Annotated in this window: 14 protein-coding genes; 3 read left to right on the top strand and 11 right to left on the bottom strand. The window is 34.4% G+C overall.

The window, feature by feature from the left end; translation table 11 throughout:
• Positions 1–28 precede the first annotated feature (28 nt).
• Positions 29–1,780, top strand: coding sequence for a GspE/PulE family protein (locus tag UCH001_RS06660; RefSeq protein WP_067175973.1), 1,752 nt, complete (start codon positions 29–31; stop codon positions 1,778–1,780).
• A complete protein-coding gene (locus tag UCH001_RS06655; protein ID WP_067175970.1) occupies positions 1,777–3,018 on the top strand; it encodes a type II secretion system F family protein in 1,242 nt (413 codons plus the stop codon). The genes UCH001_RS06660 and UCH001_RS06655 overlap by 4 nt, the downstream gene beginning before the upstream one ends.
• A 50-nt stretch (positions 3,019–3,068) precedes the next feature.
• On the opposite strand, the gene UCH001_RS06650 is transcribed toward UCH001_RS06655, so the two are convergent.
• Together UCH001_RS06650 and flgH are read right to left on the bottom strand one after the other, a co-directional pair.
• Positions 3,069–3,512, bottom strand: coding sequence for a hypothetical protein (locus UCH001_RS06650; protein ID WP_067175968.1), 444 nt, complete (start codon positions 3,510–3,512; stop codon positions 3,069–3,071).
• Positions 3,513–3,536: 24 nt separating this feature from the next.
• Positions 3,537–4,244: a flagellar basal body L-ring protein FlgH gene (gene flgH / locus UCH001_RS06645; protein ID WP_067175965.1), complete on the bottom strand. Its 708-nt coding sequence runs from the start codon at positions 4,242–4,244 to the stop codon at positions 3,537–3,539.
• Positions 4,245–4,324: 80 nt separating this feature from the next.
• Here flgH and UCH001_RS06640 point away from each other — a divergent pair, with 80 nt between their 5' ends.
• The gene (locus UCH001_RS06640; protein ID WP_067175962.1) at positions 4,325–4,771 is read left to right on the top strand and encodes a GatB/YqeY domain-containing protein; all 447 of its coding nucleotides are present in this window, start codon (positions 4,325–4,327) and stop codon (positions 4,769–4,771) included.
• 42 nt (positions 4,772–4,813) lie between these two features.
• Here the strand turns inward: UCH001_RS06640 and UCH001_RS06635 are convergent, their stop codons facing one another.
• The 9 genes from UCH001_RS06635 to UCH001_RS06595 all read right to left on the bottom strand — a co-directional run bounded on the left by UCH001_RS06635 (position 4,814) and on the right by UCH001_RS06595 (position 14,471).
• Positions 4,814–6,028, bottom strand: coding sequence for an acetate/propionate family kinase (locus UCH001_RS06635; RefSeq protein WP_067175959.1), 1,215 nt, complete (start codon positions 6,026–6,028; stop codon positions 4,814–4,816).
• A complete protein-coding gene (gene pta, locus UCH001_RS06630) occupies positions 6,025–8,133 on the bottom strand; it encodes a phosphate acetyltransferase (RefSeq protein ID WP_067175956.1) in 2,109 nt (702 codons plus the stop codon). Before pta ends, UCH001_RS06635 begins: the two co-directional genes overlap by 4 nt.
• Positions 8,134–8,203: 70 nt before the next feature.
• Positions 8,204–9,640 carry a UDP-N-acetylmuramoyl-tripeptide--D-alanyl-D-alanine ligase gene (locus UCH001_RS06625; protein ID WP_067175953.1) on the bottom strand — a complete coding sequence of 479 codons (1,437 nt, stop codon included), beginning with the start codon at positions 9,638–9,640 and terminating at the stop codon, positions 8,204–8,206.
• Between the two features lie 3 nt (positions 9,641–9,643).
• On the bottom strand, positions 9,644–9,913 hold the full coding sequence (locus UCH001_RS06620) for an acylphosphatase (protein ID WP_067175950.1): 270 nt from the start codon (positions 9,911–9,913) through the stop codon (positions 9,644–9,646).
• Positions 9,910–10,629, bottom strand: coding sequence for an alpha/beta fold hydrolase (locus tag UCH001_RS06615; protein WP_067175947.1), 720 nt, complete (start codon positions 10,627–10,629; stop codon positions 9,910–9,912). The genes UCH001_RS06620 and UCH001_RS06615 overlap by 4 nt, the downstream gene beginning before the upstream one ends.
• Complete coding sequence (locus UCH001_RS06610; RefSeq protein WP_067175944.1) at positions 10,622–10,846, bottom strand: type II toxin-antitoxin system Phd/YefM family antitoxin; 225 nt, start codon at positions 10,844–10,846, stop codon at positions 10,622–10,624. The genes UCH001_RS06615 and UCH001_RS06610 overlap by 8 nt, the downstream gene beginning before the upstream one ends.
• Positions 10,847–10,899: 53 nt before the next feature.
• On the bottom strand, positions 10,900–11,934 hold the full coding sequence (locus UCH001_RS06605; RefSeq protein WP_067175941.1) for a D-alanine--D-alanine ligase: 1,035 nt from the start codon (positions 11,932–11,934) through the stop codon (positions 10,900–10,902).
• A 51-nt stretch (positions 11,935–11,985) separates the two neighbouring features.
• A complete protein-coding gene (ruvA, locus tag UCH001_RS06600; RefSeq protein ID WP_067175938.1) occupies positions 11,986–12,543 on the bottom strand; it encodes a Holliday junction branch migration protein RuvA in 558 nt (185 codons plus the stop codon).
• Positions 12,540–14,471, bottom strand: a complete 1,932-nt coding sequence (locus UCH001_RS06595) for a flagellar assembly protein A (protein ID WP_067175935.1) — start codon at positions 14,469–14,471, stop codon at positions 12,540–12,542. The genes ruvA and UCH001_RS06595 overlap by 4 nt, the downstream gene beginning before the upstream one ends.
• Positions 14,472–14,483: the final 12 nt, after the last annotated feature.

Below are 14,483 nucleotides of genomic sequence, written 5' to 3'. Positions count from 1 at the left end.
AGTAAAAATTTATATACATTGGTAAAACATGGGCGATATTACAACAACATTATTAACATACCTTATTCATAACCGTATTATCGACGAAAATAGTGCTGCTAAAATAAAAGAAGAGACAAAACAAAACAACCATAAAGTTTTGGGTGAAATTTTACTAGAAAATAACTTTTTTACTAAAGAAGATTTGCTTATTTTAGTGATTGAATTTTTTAAAAAAGGTTATCTTAGTTTAGAAGATGTCAATACCAATTTTGCTATTGACAATGAAAAATTTTTACAAGCCCTTGCAAAAAACCTTAATTATGAATATCTCGATTTAGACTCTATTGATATAGACTACCGTTTAGCCTCAAAGCTTCCTTTTGCTCAACTAAAAAAATATAAAGCACTTCCTATCCGTGAAGATGAAATTAATATTTTTGTTGCACTAAAAGATCCTATGGATATCAATGCACAAGAAGGTGTTCAAAGAATTTTCCCACGTAAACTTCTTAAAGTGATTATCGCAGAACCTACTCAAATCGATAAATATCTTGTAAAGATGGAACTTGGTGAAAGTATTAAAGGGCTTATTGGTGAAATCCGTAAGGAAATTACTTCGAGTGCCGCAGAAAATCCACAAGAATCTTCTGGTATTTTAAAACTCATTGAAATTATTTTGAAGACTTCTATTTTAGCGCGTGCTAGCGATATTCACATAGAACCAACAGAAAACAACTGTATTGTTAGAAGCCGTATCGATGGAATGTTGACGGAGACATTTATTTTTGATAAAGACATTTATCCACCACTAGCATCTCGTATGAAGCTACTTTCAAATATGGATATTGCCGAAAAACGTAAGCCACAGGATGGCCGTTTTTCAGCTACTATTTTAGGTCGAGAATATGACTTCAGGATTTCTGCATTACCGACGATCAATGGAGAATCCATCGTTATTCGTATTCTTGATAAATCAAAAGTTATGATTAAGATTGAAGATTTAGGAATGCAACCTGCTACTTATGCTAAATTTGCTCAAGCAATGCGTACTCCATACGGTATCATCTTTGTTACGGGTCCTACAGGAAGCGGTAAAACAACAACACTCTATGCGGCACTCAATGCAATTAAAAGCGTTCAAAGTAAAATTATTACCGTTGAAGATCCTGTTGAGTATCAATTAACCTTAACACAGCAAGTTCAAGTCAATGAAAAAGCGAATTTAACATTTGCATCTGCGCTTCGTTCTATTTTAAGACAAGACCCTGATATTATCATGATTGGTGAGGTCCGCGATACTGAAACACTTCGTATTGCCGTTCAAGCCGCACTTACAGGTCACTTGGTTTTTTCAACACTTCATACAAATGATGCTATTAGTGCTGTAACAAGGGTCGTAGACATGGGAATTGAACCTTATTTAATCAGTGGTTCACTTATCGCTATTGAAGCACAAAGACTCGTGCGAAAACTCTGCCCTTACTGTAAAACAAAATATACACTCCCTAAAACTGCCTATGATGAAATAAAAGATATGCTACCTGAGAATTATCAATTTTATAAAAATAATGGTTGCGAGAAATGTTCTCAGACAGGTTATTTAGGGCGTGAAATGATCTCTGAGATTTTACCAGTAAGTGAAAAAATATCAAGTATGATTGCCCAAGGTGCTTCAAAGAGTGATATTAAAGAGCAAGCTATAAAAGAAGGCTTTATCGATATGTACCAAGATGGTATAACAAGAGCAGCCAATGGAATTACTTCATTGGATGAAATTGCAAGGGTGGCAAAAGGATGAAATACTTCGAAGTGAACTACCTTTTTAAAGGCCAAAAAACAAAAACAATTGTTAAATCACCTAATAGAAGTGATGCAATAGCCATTGCAAAAGTTAAAATACCAGGCGTTATTTTAAATGTTAAAGAGACTTCTGCACCACTTGAAGATCAGCTTAGTGAATTAAAATCGCAACTTTTAGGTGCCCTCTTTCGTAAAAAAATAAAAATGCCGAACCTTATAGCAGCTATTAGGCAATTAAGTGTTATGACCAATGCTGGTATTTCAATCCATGATAGTGTTAAAGAGGTTGCAAACGCTACAGTCGATAAAACACTAAAAGAGATTTTTAAAAGTGTTAATGATGATTTAAACTCTGGCCTAAGTCTAACACAGTCACTTATGAGTTACCGAGATAAAGTAGGTGATGTTACTATCGCTTTGGTAGAACTTGGCGAGAGTACTGGAAATATGGCAGAGTCTTTGGAAAAATTAGCTGAGATTCTCGATGAAATAGAAGAAAATAGACAAAAATTTAAAAAAGCAATGCGTTACCCTCTTACCGTTGTTGTTGCTATCGCTATTGCTTTTTCTATTCTTATGATTTATGTTGTACCAAAATTCAAAGATATTTTTACACAATTTAAAGCAGAACTTCCACTTCCAACAAGAATACTTCTTCTTATGGAAAATCTGATCAACAACTATGGTCTTTATCTTCTCGCTGCTATTGCTGCAATCATTATACTATTCCAGTATATGCTGAACAACAATGAAGAATTTAAAAAGCAATACGATCAATATATTCTAAAACTTTATCTCATTGGCGATATTATTTTCTATGCTACGCTTAGTCGTTTTTGCCTTGTTTTTACAGAATTAATTCGTGCAGGTATTCCTATTGCCGATGCCTTAGATACAGCCTTATTGACTCTTGACAATACGCATCTTAAAAAAAAGCTTTCTGCTGTTAAAATTTCTGTTCAAAGAGGTATTTCTCTCACGGAATCTTTTCGTGATACCGAACTCTTCGAAGGTATGCTCATACAAATGATACAAGCAGGTGAGCAAAGTGGTACACTCGATAAAATGCTTGAGAAAGTCACACTTTATTACAAATCACGCTTTAGCCAAATTATTGATAATATCGCTAGTTATATTGAGCCTATTTTATTAGGTTTTATCGCCGCTATGGTTCTATTAATGGCACTTGGAATTTTTATGCCAATGTGGGATATGGCAAAAGCTGTCAAAACGTAAGTAATAAGGTACTTTGCCTTATGTTTTTATGCATAAGGCAAAGTCAATTATTAAAACTCTTTAGGAATTGTACAATCCAAATTTTCTTTAAATTTGTCTTTTGCAAGCTCAATGAGCTCTTTTTGGCCAAATTTTCCAATTAAACATAAAGCACCTAATTTTTTACACCATAAGCGCTCTACTTTAACTCGGTAATCATCTTCTTTCACTTTTGTATAAATACTCCAGCTACGAATACTCTTCTTTTCTTTGTATCCTAACACTTCAATAATTTCTTTATCATCAACTTTGCGCTCAATTACAGAACGTAGTTGTGTTTCATTTAAACCTAGTTTCCATGCTTTATAACCTAAGACAATAGCACGTGCACGCTCAGGGGCATTTGTTTTTAATTTATCAAAGCTTGCTCCAAAATATTTGAGAGGAACAATAATATCTTTTGCTTTAAAAATTTTATCTCTTTCGATAAATTTAGGTTGATTAACGTTTTCCAATAACTATCCTTTACAATAAATACATTAAAATGGCCAAATGGTTTCCATAAATTTGGCACCCCATGGTTTGGTTGTTGTTTGATCAATATCGCCTTCTGTTTTATATAAGATTTTTGCATCTGCAATATACTTAGAGTCAATATTGTTGTTTTTATCAATATCGTATGGACGAATAACGCCACTCACTTGAATAATCTGTTTTTCTCCATTAATAAGAAGCTCACGACTTCCTTCAATAAAATAATGGCCGTTATTAAGAATTTTAATAATACGTGCTGAAATAGTCGTTGTAAATGTTTCGTTACGTGTATTACTACCATTTCCTGTAAATGCATTATTAGAACCTGTTGTGAAGCCTATATTGCCAACTTCATTTAAGTTTTTTGCAACTGCTCCTAAAACGCCTCCTCCTGCTGCTGTTGTGATACCTGCACCAAGAGAATCTGAACTTTGTTTTGTTAAAGCTTTTTTACCTGTTGACGATTGTGCTGTTTTTTCTGTAATAGTAACAGTAACGACATCATTAAGATGCATTGCTTTAAGGTCAGAAAATAATGGGTTATCTCCTTGTCCAAAAAGACTACCAGGGTTAGGAGCCATCGTTTCATTTACTTTAGAAGGTGTTTCATCAACATAAACAGGTGCTTTCATGCTAATTTTTGGATCGGCTGGATGTACTGAACACCCTGCTAAAACTAAAACTGCCACAAAGCTACATGCAAAAACTCTCATATAACTCCATTTTATTCTATTTTTTACCATTATACTATAAAATACTCCTCTCTAAAGCAAATTAAGCTCCAAGGAAACACATGTCACAACTCAAAATGAAACTTCAAGATGACCTTAAAGATGCTATGAAAAATAAAGACAACTTCAAACGTGATGCTATTCGTTTTTTAATGAGCGCACTTAAACAAATTGAAGTCGACGAGCGTAAAGAACTGAGTGATTCTGATATTTTAAAAATCATCCAAAAATCACTTAAACAACGTGATGATGCAGCTACAGCATTCAAAGAGGCTGGTCGCATTGATTTATATGATAAAGAAGTTGCAGAAGCAGCTATTTTGAAATCATACTTACCACAACAACTCAGTGATGAAGCTCTTAAAGCTATTATTCAAAAACACATAGAATTAAGTGGTGCAACATCTCTTAAAGAGATTGGTAAAATTATGGGTAGTGTTCTTGCTGAATGCGAAGGTGTTGCTGATGGAAAACGAATCAATACGATTGCAAAAGAACTTTTATCGTAAATGACATGTAGAGAACTTTTCTCTACATGTCTTCAAGCATACTTATTTTGTATGGTGTGCTTCAATCATTTCCAACGTTTCAATAGCAATTTCTAGTTCTTCATTTGTTGGAATAACTAAAACTTTGACTTTACTCTCAGGTGTACTAATCTGCATAATTTCACTTGAGTGCATTTCATTCAATTTCGGGTCAATTTTAATCCCTAAATTTTCTAAATTCTCGCAAGCTTTTAGACGTACACCACTATCATTTTCACCAATACCACCTGTAAAAACAATACAATCAACACGTCCAAGAACAGCACTGTATGAACCGATATATTTTTTTAAGCGATAAATGAACATTTCACGAGCTAATGTGGCTTTTTCATCACCCTCTTCTGACATGCGCATAATTTCACGCATATCATTGTTGCCACATATACCTTTGAGTCCACTCTCTTTATTGAGCATTTTATCCAATTCATCAATACCAAGCCCACATTTACGAGCAAGATAGAAAAGGATTGCTGGATCAAGATCGCCACTGCGCGTTCCCATAACTAAACCTTCTAACGGTGTTAAGCCCATAGAAGTATCTACACTTTTACCATTTTCAATTGCTGTAACACTTGCACCATTACCTAAATGAAGAGTGATAGCATTGAGTGTATTCATCTCTTTTTTTAAATATTTAGCTGCTTCTTTTGTTACATAATAATGGGACGTTCCATGAAATCCATAACGGCGAATACGTAAATCCTCATAATATTTATAAGGGATAGCGTACATATAAGCATATTTTGGCAACGTCGAGTGAAACGCTGTATCAAAAACTGCTACTTGAGGAACATTTGGGCTTTGGTGTACAGATACTTTCATTCCAGCTAAATGTCCTGGGTTGTGTAGTGGTCCAAGAGGAATGAGACGTTCAATTTCAGACATAACGTACTCATTGACCATAGCAGGTTCTTGAAAAGAAGCGCCACCTTGAACAACACGATGACCTATACCATCGAGTTCATTAAGATCATGAATCACACCTGATTGAATTAAGGCTTCACTCATCCATTTCAAAGCCTCATCATGATCTTTGATGGAACATTTTTCTTCTTTTTTCTGTTCAACATCATTGCTATCTTTGTATTTAATTTTAGCCATTGACTCTTTTTCGCCAATTTGTTCAATAATACCACTGGCTAACACAGCATTATTAGTCATATTAAAGAGTTGGTATTTTACGGAAGAACTACCTGCATTTAAGACTAAAATTTTCACTTATTTGCTCCATCGTTGGTTTGTGCTTGAATCGCAGTAATAGCTACAGTATTGACAATATCAGGAACTAAACAACCACGACTGAGGTCATTCACTGGTTTACGTAACCCTTGAAGAACAGGTCCAATTGCCACAGCTCCAGAGCTTCTTTGAACTGCTTTATAGGTATTATTGCCCGTATTGAGGTCTGGGAAAATAAAGATGGTTGCTTCACCAGCTACTTTACTGTTAGGTAATTTGGTTTTTGCAACAGTTGGATCAATAGCAGCATCGTATTGGATAGGTCCTTCAACGAGAAGATCAGGACGCGTCTCTTTAACGATTTTTGTCGCAAGTCTGACTTTTTCAACCTCTTCGCCTTTACCAGAATCTCCTGTCGAATAAGAGAGCATTGCAATTTTTGGCTCAATACCAAACATCTTAGCAGTATCAGCTGATGAAATAGCGATTTGCGCTAGTTCTTCTGCGTTTGGATCTTGGTTAACGGCACAATCTCCATACACAAGAACTTTAGTCTCTAAACACATAAAGAAGAGACTTGAAACGATAGAAATACCCGGTTTTGTTTTAATGATTTGAAGCGCAGGACGAATAGTTTCTTGCGTCGTATGAATGGCACCTGAGACCATACCATCAGCATAACCAGAATAAACCATCATCGTACCAAAATAGTTTTTCATCATCATACTATCACGTGCTACATCTAGCGCTAATCCTTTAGCTTTACGCATTTCATAGAAAGATGTTACGAATTCTTCCATCAATGGTGATGATAATGGATCAATAATAGTTGCCTTACTAATATCAAGACCAAGGCTTGCACTCTTTTGTCGAACTTCATCTTCAACACCTAAAAGAATAATATCAGCAACATCACGGCGTAACAAAATTTCTGTTGCACGCAAAATTCGCTCATCATTACTTTCTGGAAGTACAATTTTCTTACGTTTTTTTCGAGCACGTTCAAAAAGTGCATATTCGAACATAATAGGAGTAATAGAGCTTGTTGAAGACTCTGTATTGATTGATTGCTCTATTTCTGAGACATTTACATTAGCCGAAAAAAGACCCATTGCAAGTGCAATTTTTCTCACACTTTGAGGCGTAATTCTTGCTGGCACTTTGGCAACATTAACAGCAGTGTTAAAGGTACCATCTTCTACGCTTAAAATAGGAATCGAAAGATCTTTAAAACCAGCAATGAGCTTATTGATAGACTTGTGTGGCATCATACCGGCAGTCAACAAAATACCTGAAATGTTAGGATAATTATTGGAGAAGACCGTACTAAGACAACCAACAATAATATCAGATCTATCTCCAGAAGTGATGACTAAATCACCATCTTCAATATACTCAAGAAAATTATCCAATTTCATTGCAGCAATTTTACTTTGCTTCACAACACGTCTTAAGTCTTTTTCTTCACCATAAATATGCATACATCCAAGCGCTTTTTTTACTTCAGCAACGGTTGGTGTATCAAGTTCTGGAACTTCTGGTAAGAAATAAATAGGTGCATTATGCAATGGCTCTTGTTTGTTGAGTATTTTTAACTCTTCAAACTCCGCTTCACCTAAACGATTGACAAATGTTGCAAAATGTTGACAGCCAGCAGCTTTAATCGCTTCTGCTTCAATATGAATCTCATCGATTACCTCTTTAACACTTTTATTTTTACCTTTGAGAATACTAATAAAAGGACTGCTAAGGTTTTTAGCAATAGAGAGATTAATATCAAAATCGAGGGTTTGCGAAAAATTAGCTTGATTAAGCCCTTCAATAAGAACAAAATCATATTTACTTTCTAAGATTTTGCATTTATCAATGAGGTTTTCCAAAACTTCATTGTATTTATTTTCAGCAATCAAACTTTCAACTTGATGCACAGTATAACCATACATCTCTTCCTCATTCATACTAAGAGCATAATACTCTTGCATAAATGCAATATCTTTATCCTTCTCAGTCGTATCTAAGATGACTGGACGAAAAAAAGCCACTTTACCAAGCCGCCCTTTTAGCAGCTCCATAATACCCATCGCAACAATCAAACTACCCGCTGCTTGTTCAAGCGATGAGATATACAAACTCTTCGTTTTCATCCCACTCCTTTTAAATTTGTCCCTCATGATACTTTAGATCGTATAACATTCGTATAATAAAATATTTTTTTTAGATAAAACTTGGTGCATCATTAGAAAAAAGTATCACATCTCCTGCATGTGTATACTCAGCTAAGGTCTCTTGTAGCTTGGATTTATCTGTTAGAAGAATTTTTTGTGCTTTTTTGATAGAAAAATCTAAAATATTTACATTCATTTTTCCTGTAATAATGACAAGGTCAAACACTTCATCAATCTTTTTAGCAAGTATCGTATTGGCTTCTTCAGTACTTTCTACAATGCCAGGAGTAATAATCACTTTACGACCACTATGAGTTGCCACTAACGCATAGGAGCTAATCATACCTTCTAGGTTACCATTGAAACTATCATCAATAATCAGTTTGCCACCTGCCTCAATTTTTTGAAGACGATGTTCAACACCTTTGAGCGTAGCTACAGCTTCTTTAATTTCTTCTATACTAAGGCCAAGAGTTCGAGCGACATGAATCGCTGCCGCAATATTGATAGCATTAAAAGCACCCAAAAGGTTACAATGGAAATGTTCTTTTTTACCATCCAACATCATGGTAAAAGAAAGACCTTGTAATGTTGACTCAACATCGCCTAATTCATCGCCAAAAGAAAGAATGGTATCTGTACCCTTAATATGGGCACTTTCATGCACAAAAGCTTTTTCAAGCCTTGAAGAGTGTATCAGCTCCATTTTTGTATTGCGAATATTTTCTAAGGTTTTAAAATATTCTATATGCTGTTCTCCGATGCACCCAACAATTGCAATGTGAGGATTGGCAAATTGTGCTATCTCATGAATATCACCACGCGCACGCGCACCTGCCTCGACGATATACACATCGCATAACGCAGGCAAAGATTCATTAATGTCTTTAACAATACCCCCTAAAGTATTGACACTTCTGGGTGTTTTATAGACATTCAATTTTGTAGAAAGAATGTGTGCTAAAAAGTTTTTAATACTTGTTTTTCCATAACTTGCTGTAATGGCAACAACTTTAAGCGCATGATTTGACATGAGTTTTTTTTGTGCTTCTTTTTGAAAACTCATAAAAAGTAGTTTTTCATAAAGCATGCTCATTATCTGTGCAATCACAAGAGGAATAATAACACCGAGTTTTAAACACGAAGCGAAGAATCCACATAGAAGATCTTGAAACAGTGTTGCTAAAACTAAAAAAAGAAAAAAGCGTTTAATTCTACTTGTCCAAACAAGCTTTTTGTCCATCTTTCTGTGCCATATAAAAAGCAAGATTAAAAAAAGTATCACAAAACCATAAAACAAAGCGCCTTCTAAAGCATAATACCCTAAAAGAGGCAATCCAAAGAAATAAGCATGCCAGTCATAACGATTATAGTGAAATAAAACACGCTCCACTCTGTAACTATACCATTGCATAGCCGTTATAAAATAAAAACCTATCCCTAATATAAAACCTAGATGAACTATGCTTAAAAGTATTTGTTCCATATGTTATCTCTTTTCAAAATCATCAAAAATCATATGACCAATTTTTTCACATGTAACATCATGAACATCCGAAAACATTGAGCCATCATATAACTTGCTGATAAAAAATTCTAAATCCTCTTCATAGGTCGCATTTATAACCACTTCAACGCTACCATCATTGAGATTTGTAACGTAACCAACATAATCTAACGCTTTTGCCATTTCAACCACAAAACGTCTATAATTTACACCTTGAACGCGACCTGTAACCATTAACTTGTATGTATTCAAAACCCAAACTCCAAAAGCGTTTTCTCAATGCACCGGTATTGTTTTAAAAAGAAAAAGTGATCTCCTTCTAAAGGATAAAAATGACTCCCATGAATTAAACTATGTATTTTTTCACCACTAGAAAGAGGTGTTGCCTTATCATCTTTACCCCAAAAGATAAATGTTTTTGCTTTTCGTGCATGAAATTTTTCACTCAAATCTTCATTAACAACACGTTTGAGAATTTCATACATTACCTGACTCATGCCATCAACATCTTTTGTTGCAAAAAAGCGATAGAAAGATCGCGGTGCAAAAGGTTTTAATAGTTTAAAAAGTGCTATTTTTGTTCTAACCTTCAACGACTTTGGTGCAACAATTCCAGCACTAGAGAGCAAAACAAGAACTTCAGGATTAAGAAGTGTTGCAACTTTTCCACCATAAGAGTGCCCTACAATCATAAAAGGCTTTATCTGTAAAGCATCTAAAAAAGATTGAACAATTGCAGCATATACATCAGTATCAATGACAGAATCAATAGATGAATGACCAAATCCAGGCAAATCCAGATAAACATGTTGGTACGAAACAAACGTTTTACCAAACGCTTGTTTCATAATTTCTTTATTACTTCCCCAACCATGTAAAAAAAGAATTGTTTTGGGTTGACCAAAATTGAGTATCTCATATGCAAGAGCATATGTGTTATTTTGGAATAAAATCTCTTTCTTAGCCATCACTCTTCTTTTTCGTACTGGCATAGATTTTTTCTAAAATTTGAACTGCTTCACTCATTTTTTCGTATTCATCGACTGTGATCATCACCGCTTCAAAGCGATTATTTTTCACAATGACAACACGCTTGTTTTCACCCTTACTTAAACTGCCCAACACAGAGCTAAAATTACGCACCATGTCGGTAGCAGTCATTATTTCATTCTTGGCATAGGTCATTACAGCAAACCTTTGTGCAAAATTTTATGTAATATCCTACATAAAGAAGACTTTTACTTCCCTTTAGCAGCTTGAATGGAATTGATATAGCGGTATTCTTTACTCATAGTGATACTTTTAGGTAAGTACCCTGAAAGCATTGTAATAATGCTATCAAAATCATCAAAAAGATAATTTGCCATACTTCCAGGAATTGGGTTAATTTCATTAAGATAAATTTTCTCATCAATTACAAAGAAGTCACAGCGAATCAGAGCACCTAAAAAGAGTGGATCATAAAGCTTCACAAATGCTTCACGAATACCCTCTTCTGTTTTTGAATCAAGAGTAGCTTCATTGACTCTTTTTGTGCGAGAGAAATCTAAATACTTTTTATCAAAATCTAAAAATTCTTCTTTCTGTGGTTCTTCAATGATTGAAAAATGAAAAGTATTTGTTTTACAACCAGCAAGATTATACTCTTTGACTCCGCTCATAAACGGTTCAATAAGTACAGTATCATCAAATTCAAACGCAACATCTAGTGCATAAGAAAGCTCTTTTTCTTCTTTAACAATACCAATTCCAATGGAGCTACCAAGACGTAGAGGTTTTACAATAAAAGGGTAAGGAATTCTAATCGACTCATTGCTACCTTTACGCAACGCTTGATAATCTAAAACATTGACACCGACTTCTTTTGCATAAAGCTTTGTAAAAAGTTTATTGTAACTGATGCAACTACCTTCTGTTCTTGGCCCAATATATGGCACATTGAAAAAATCCAACATTGAACTGATTTTTCCATCTTCACCATCACGACCATGGATAAGATTAATCATGACATCAAATGTCACTTTTTCCTCGCCTAACATTTTCTTTGCAAAGAAACCACCCTGTTTAAGGTAAAGAGGTTTATCTTTTTTATACTCACCACTACTAAAACGTTTTGATGTTATTTTATCTGTTGGTATTAAATAAAAATTACGTTCATAATCACAAAAAATATAAACAATATCACTTTTAAGAACTTTTTTTAACGCAATGGCACTGACCACACTTATCTCATGTTCAAAACTTTGAGCGCCAAATAAAACGGCTATAGTCATCTTTTTCCTTTATTATAATTATTTTACTGTTTTGTTAATTTTGATTATTTTCTAGCTAAGTTTTCGAAGTGCTTCTTTAATCAACGTCTGAGTATCATTTCCTTGACATGTACTAAGGACTTTCTTAATCATCTCTTTTTTAAATCCAAGACTCTCAAGTGCCATAGATGCTTCAAGAAGACTTCCACTTGCGCTTTCTTCATTGTGTAACTGCAATGAAAAATCACTAAGCTCCACTAATATACGTTTTGCACTTTTAGGGCCAATTCCTGGCACTTTTTGAAATGCTTGAATATTTTGAGAAAGGAGTGCACCAGCAAAATCATCTGGGCTAAGCGTCGAACAAACGGCAAGTGCCGTAGAAGGGCCAATACCATTCAGTTTAATCAGTGTATCAAAAACTTTTTTTTCATTTTCGTCGATAAAACCATACAGACTGTGCTGATCTTCCCTAATAATCTGAGTAACATGAAGAGCAATGGCATCACTACTTATTTTGCCAAGACATGACAATGACACAAAAACCTTATAGGTTAATCCTGATGACGTTTTGATATGAACAAATGTCACCTCTTTTTTTACTACTTTACCTTCAATACCTACTATCATTTGCTACTATACTCACCTGATCGAATAATTCTGTGTTCACCATTGCCCATATCTTTGAGCGTAATTTCACGAGCAATTTCGCGCTCTTTTGGATTATACGTGATATCTTTAGGTGGATAAATCAGTCTAAAACGCACTTCGTTAAACTCTTTCCATGAGGAATGATTAATGATCTTTGCTGAAAATACTTTATTTTGAATGCGATTGAGATCTTCACGATATTCTTGTAATTCCTCTTTTTTATCTTTAAATGTTTGCAATACATTGTTATAATCAATGACTTTTTCTTGAAAATCTTTAATCTTTGCAAAGAGTGTTACGGGAGGCTCAACACCTGTACGTTTAAGCTCCATAATTTTATCTTTGACCATTTCAGCCATAGGTTTATTTTTATCGATAAACTCTTTTTTTGCACTCAGCTGTCTGGGATATGCTTTAAGTTCTTCTTCTAATTTTTCAATTTTTTTATTAATTGAGTCAATCATTTCATTAAATTCTTTAGTGACACTAGGATCTATAATAAATTTATTATTATTTCCTTTAAGTTCAGTGACTTCCAAGATTTCAGACGCTGTTATTTTGGCATTTGACATCAAATTTTCAATTTTAACAATTTTGGCAATAACTTCACCACCAATCATATGATTGATATGAACAATATCTCCAATGACCTTACCACCTTCTAAACGGTCGATCTCTACATCAGCACCATTGGCTTCTCCACGGTGTACTGCTATAATGATTTTATCGGCTTCAATATAAGCAGTTTGATGGGTTTGTCCACCAATATCAGCAATTTTAGCCTTAATTCTAGCGCCACTGCCAATGTTTCCTTGAACATGAACTTCAGTTGTTTCGACACTCATACCTGCACCAATGGCATCTTTGAGTATGTCTTTTTCTTTAATGTTTATCTTGATATTTGAACCCAAACTCGCATCGATTGAACCTGTGGATTTAAAGCTAATTTCGTTAATTTCCATTTGGTCTTGAATATCATATGTTCCTTTTTCAAAATTAACATAGCCACCACGATTTGCAATATACTTAATACTCGTTTCACTCTCTTTTTTGATCAAATTTGCAGTAATTAAGATAGGTGCATCATTTGTTTTTCGAGGTTCTTTAATTGGTAAAAATGCTCCTCTACAATTTCGTCCAGGAGTTCCAAGTTGAGGCTTAATGTATTCGATAATACACTCATCTTTATCCACAGCTAATACAAATCCTCGTTTAGAATAATCTATTTTACCATCGGTTGTTTTTGGATTTATCTTTTTCTTGTAATGGAAAATAAGATCATCGTTTACGGAAGGTACTTCATCAACACCTTGACATACAACAAAGGTTTGATTTTGATCTATGATGCCATTGACGCGAATATTCGCAACAATTTTTTTGATCTCCTTGTACATATTCTGATCGCGAATTCCAACTAAAATACCTGCTTTGATTTTTTTGATCTGAATATCTTCAATCATTTTTTCTTCAAGTTTTGAAGTATATTTTACATCATGATTTTGCGCTACCATAGCAATAATTTTGGTAAGACTTTTATTGCCACTGAGTGTAATATCAGGAAGAATTGTATGATCATCTTCTTGATCTTCAACCCTAAAAATCTCAACACGATAATGCTGGGTTAATTTCAAATTGGGATTGAGTAAAAAACTATCATCAAGAAGCAACTTTAATTCTTCTTCTGTCATTTCGTTGTTTTCACTCTTCTCATCACTATAATATGTTGTTGTACGAAGAAGTTTAAAAGCAAGATCTGTTGGCTTAAGATGATGCGATATAGCAACATTCTTGAGCTCTTTCATCACATTTGTAGTATCAATGACGATGGACTTAAATTCAGACGTACCACCATCACTTAGTTTTGCCTCATCCGTATTATTTCCTGTTATTTTGTCAAATAATCCCAATGTGCACCTCTA

The organism is Sulfurospirillum sp. UCH001 (assembly GCF_001548035.1).
Lineage (GTDB): Bacteria > Campylobacterota > Campylobacteria > Campylobacterales > Sulfurospirillaceae > Sulfurospirillum.
This window is presented reverse-complemented; position numbering and strand designations above follow the sequence as displayed.

Excerpts from the sequence above, each read along its gene's own strand:
- UCH001_RS06660 (WP_067175973.1), top strand. The coding sequence starts at position 29 with ATGGGCGATATTACAACAACATTATTAACATACCTTATTCATAACCGT.
- UCH001_RS06655 (WP_067175970.1), top strand. The coding sequence starts at position 1,777 with ATGAAATACTTCGAAGTGAACTACCTTTTTAAAGGCCAAAAAACAAAA.
- flgH (WP_067175965.1), bottom strand. The coding sequence starts at position 4,244 with ATGAGAGTTTTTGCATGTAGCTTTGTGGCAGTTTTAGTTTTAGCAGGG.
- UCH001_RS06640 (WP_067175962.1), top strand. The coding sequence starts at position 4,325 with ATGTCACAACTCAAAATGAAACTTCAAGATGACCTTAAAGATGCTATG.
- pta (WP_067175956.1), bottom strand. The coding sequence starts at position 8,133 with ATGAAAACGAAGAGTTTGTATATCTCATCGCTTGAACAAGCAGCGGGT.
- UCH001_RS06625 (WP_067175953.1), bottom strand. The coding sequence starts at position 9,640 with ATGGAACAAATACTTTTAAGCATAGTTCATCTAGGTTTTATATTAGGG.
- UCH001_RS06615 (WP_067175947.1), bottom strand. The coding sequence starts at position 10,629 with ATGGCTAAGAAAGAGATTTTATTCCAAAATAACACATATGCTCTTGCA.
- UCH001_RS06610 (WP_067175944.1), bottom strand. The coding sequence starts at position 10,846 with ATGACCTATGCCAAGAATGAAATAATGACTGCTACCGACATGGTGCGT.
- UCH001_RS06605 (WP_067175941.1), bottom strand. The coding sequence starts at position 11,934 with ATGACTATAGCCGTTTTATTTGGCGCTCAAAGTTTTGAACATGAGATA.
- ruvA (WP_067175938.1), bottom strand. The coding sequence starts at position 12,543 with ATGATAGTAGGTATTGAAGGTAAAGTAGTAAAAAAAGAGGTGACATTT.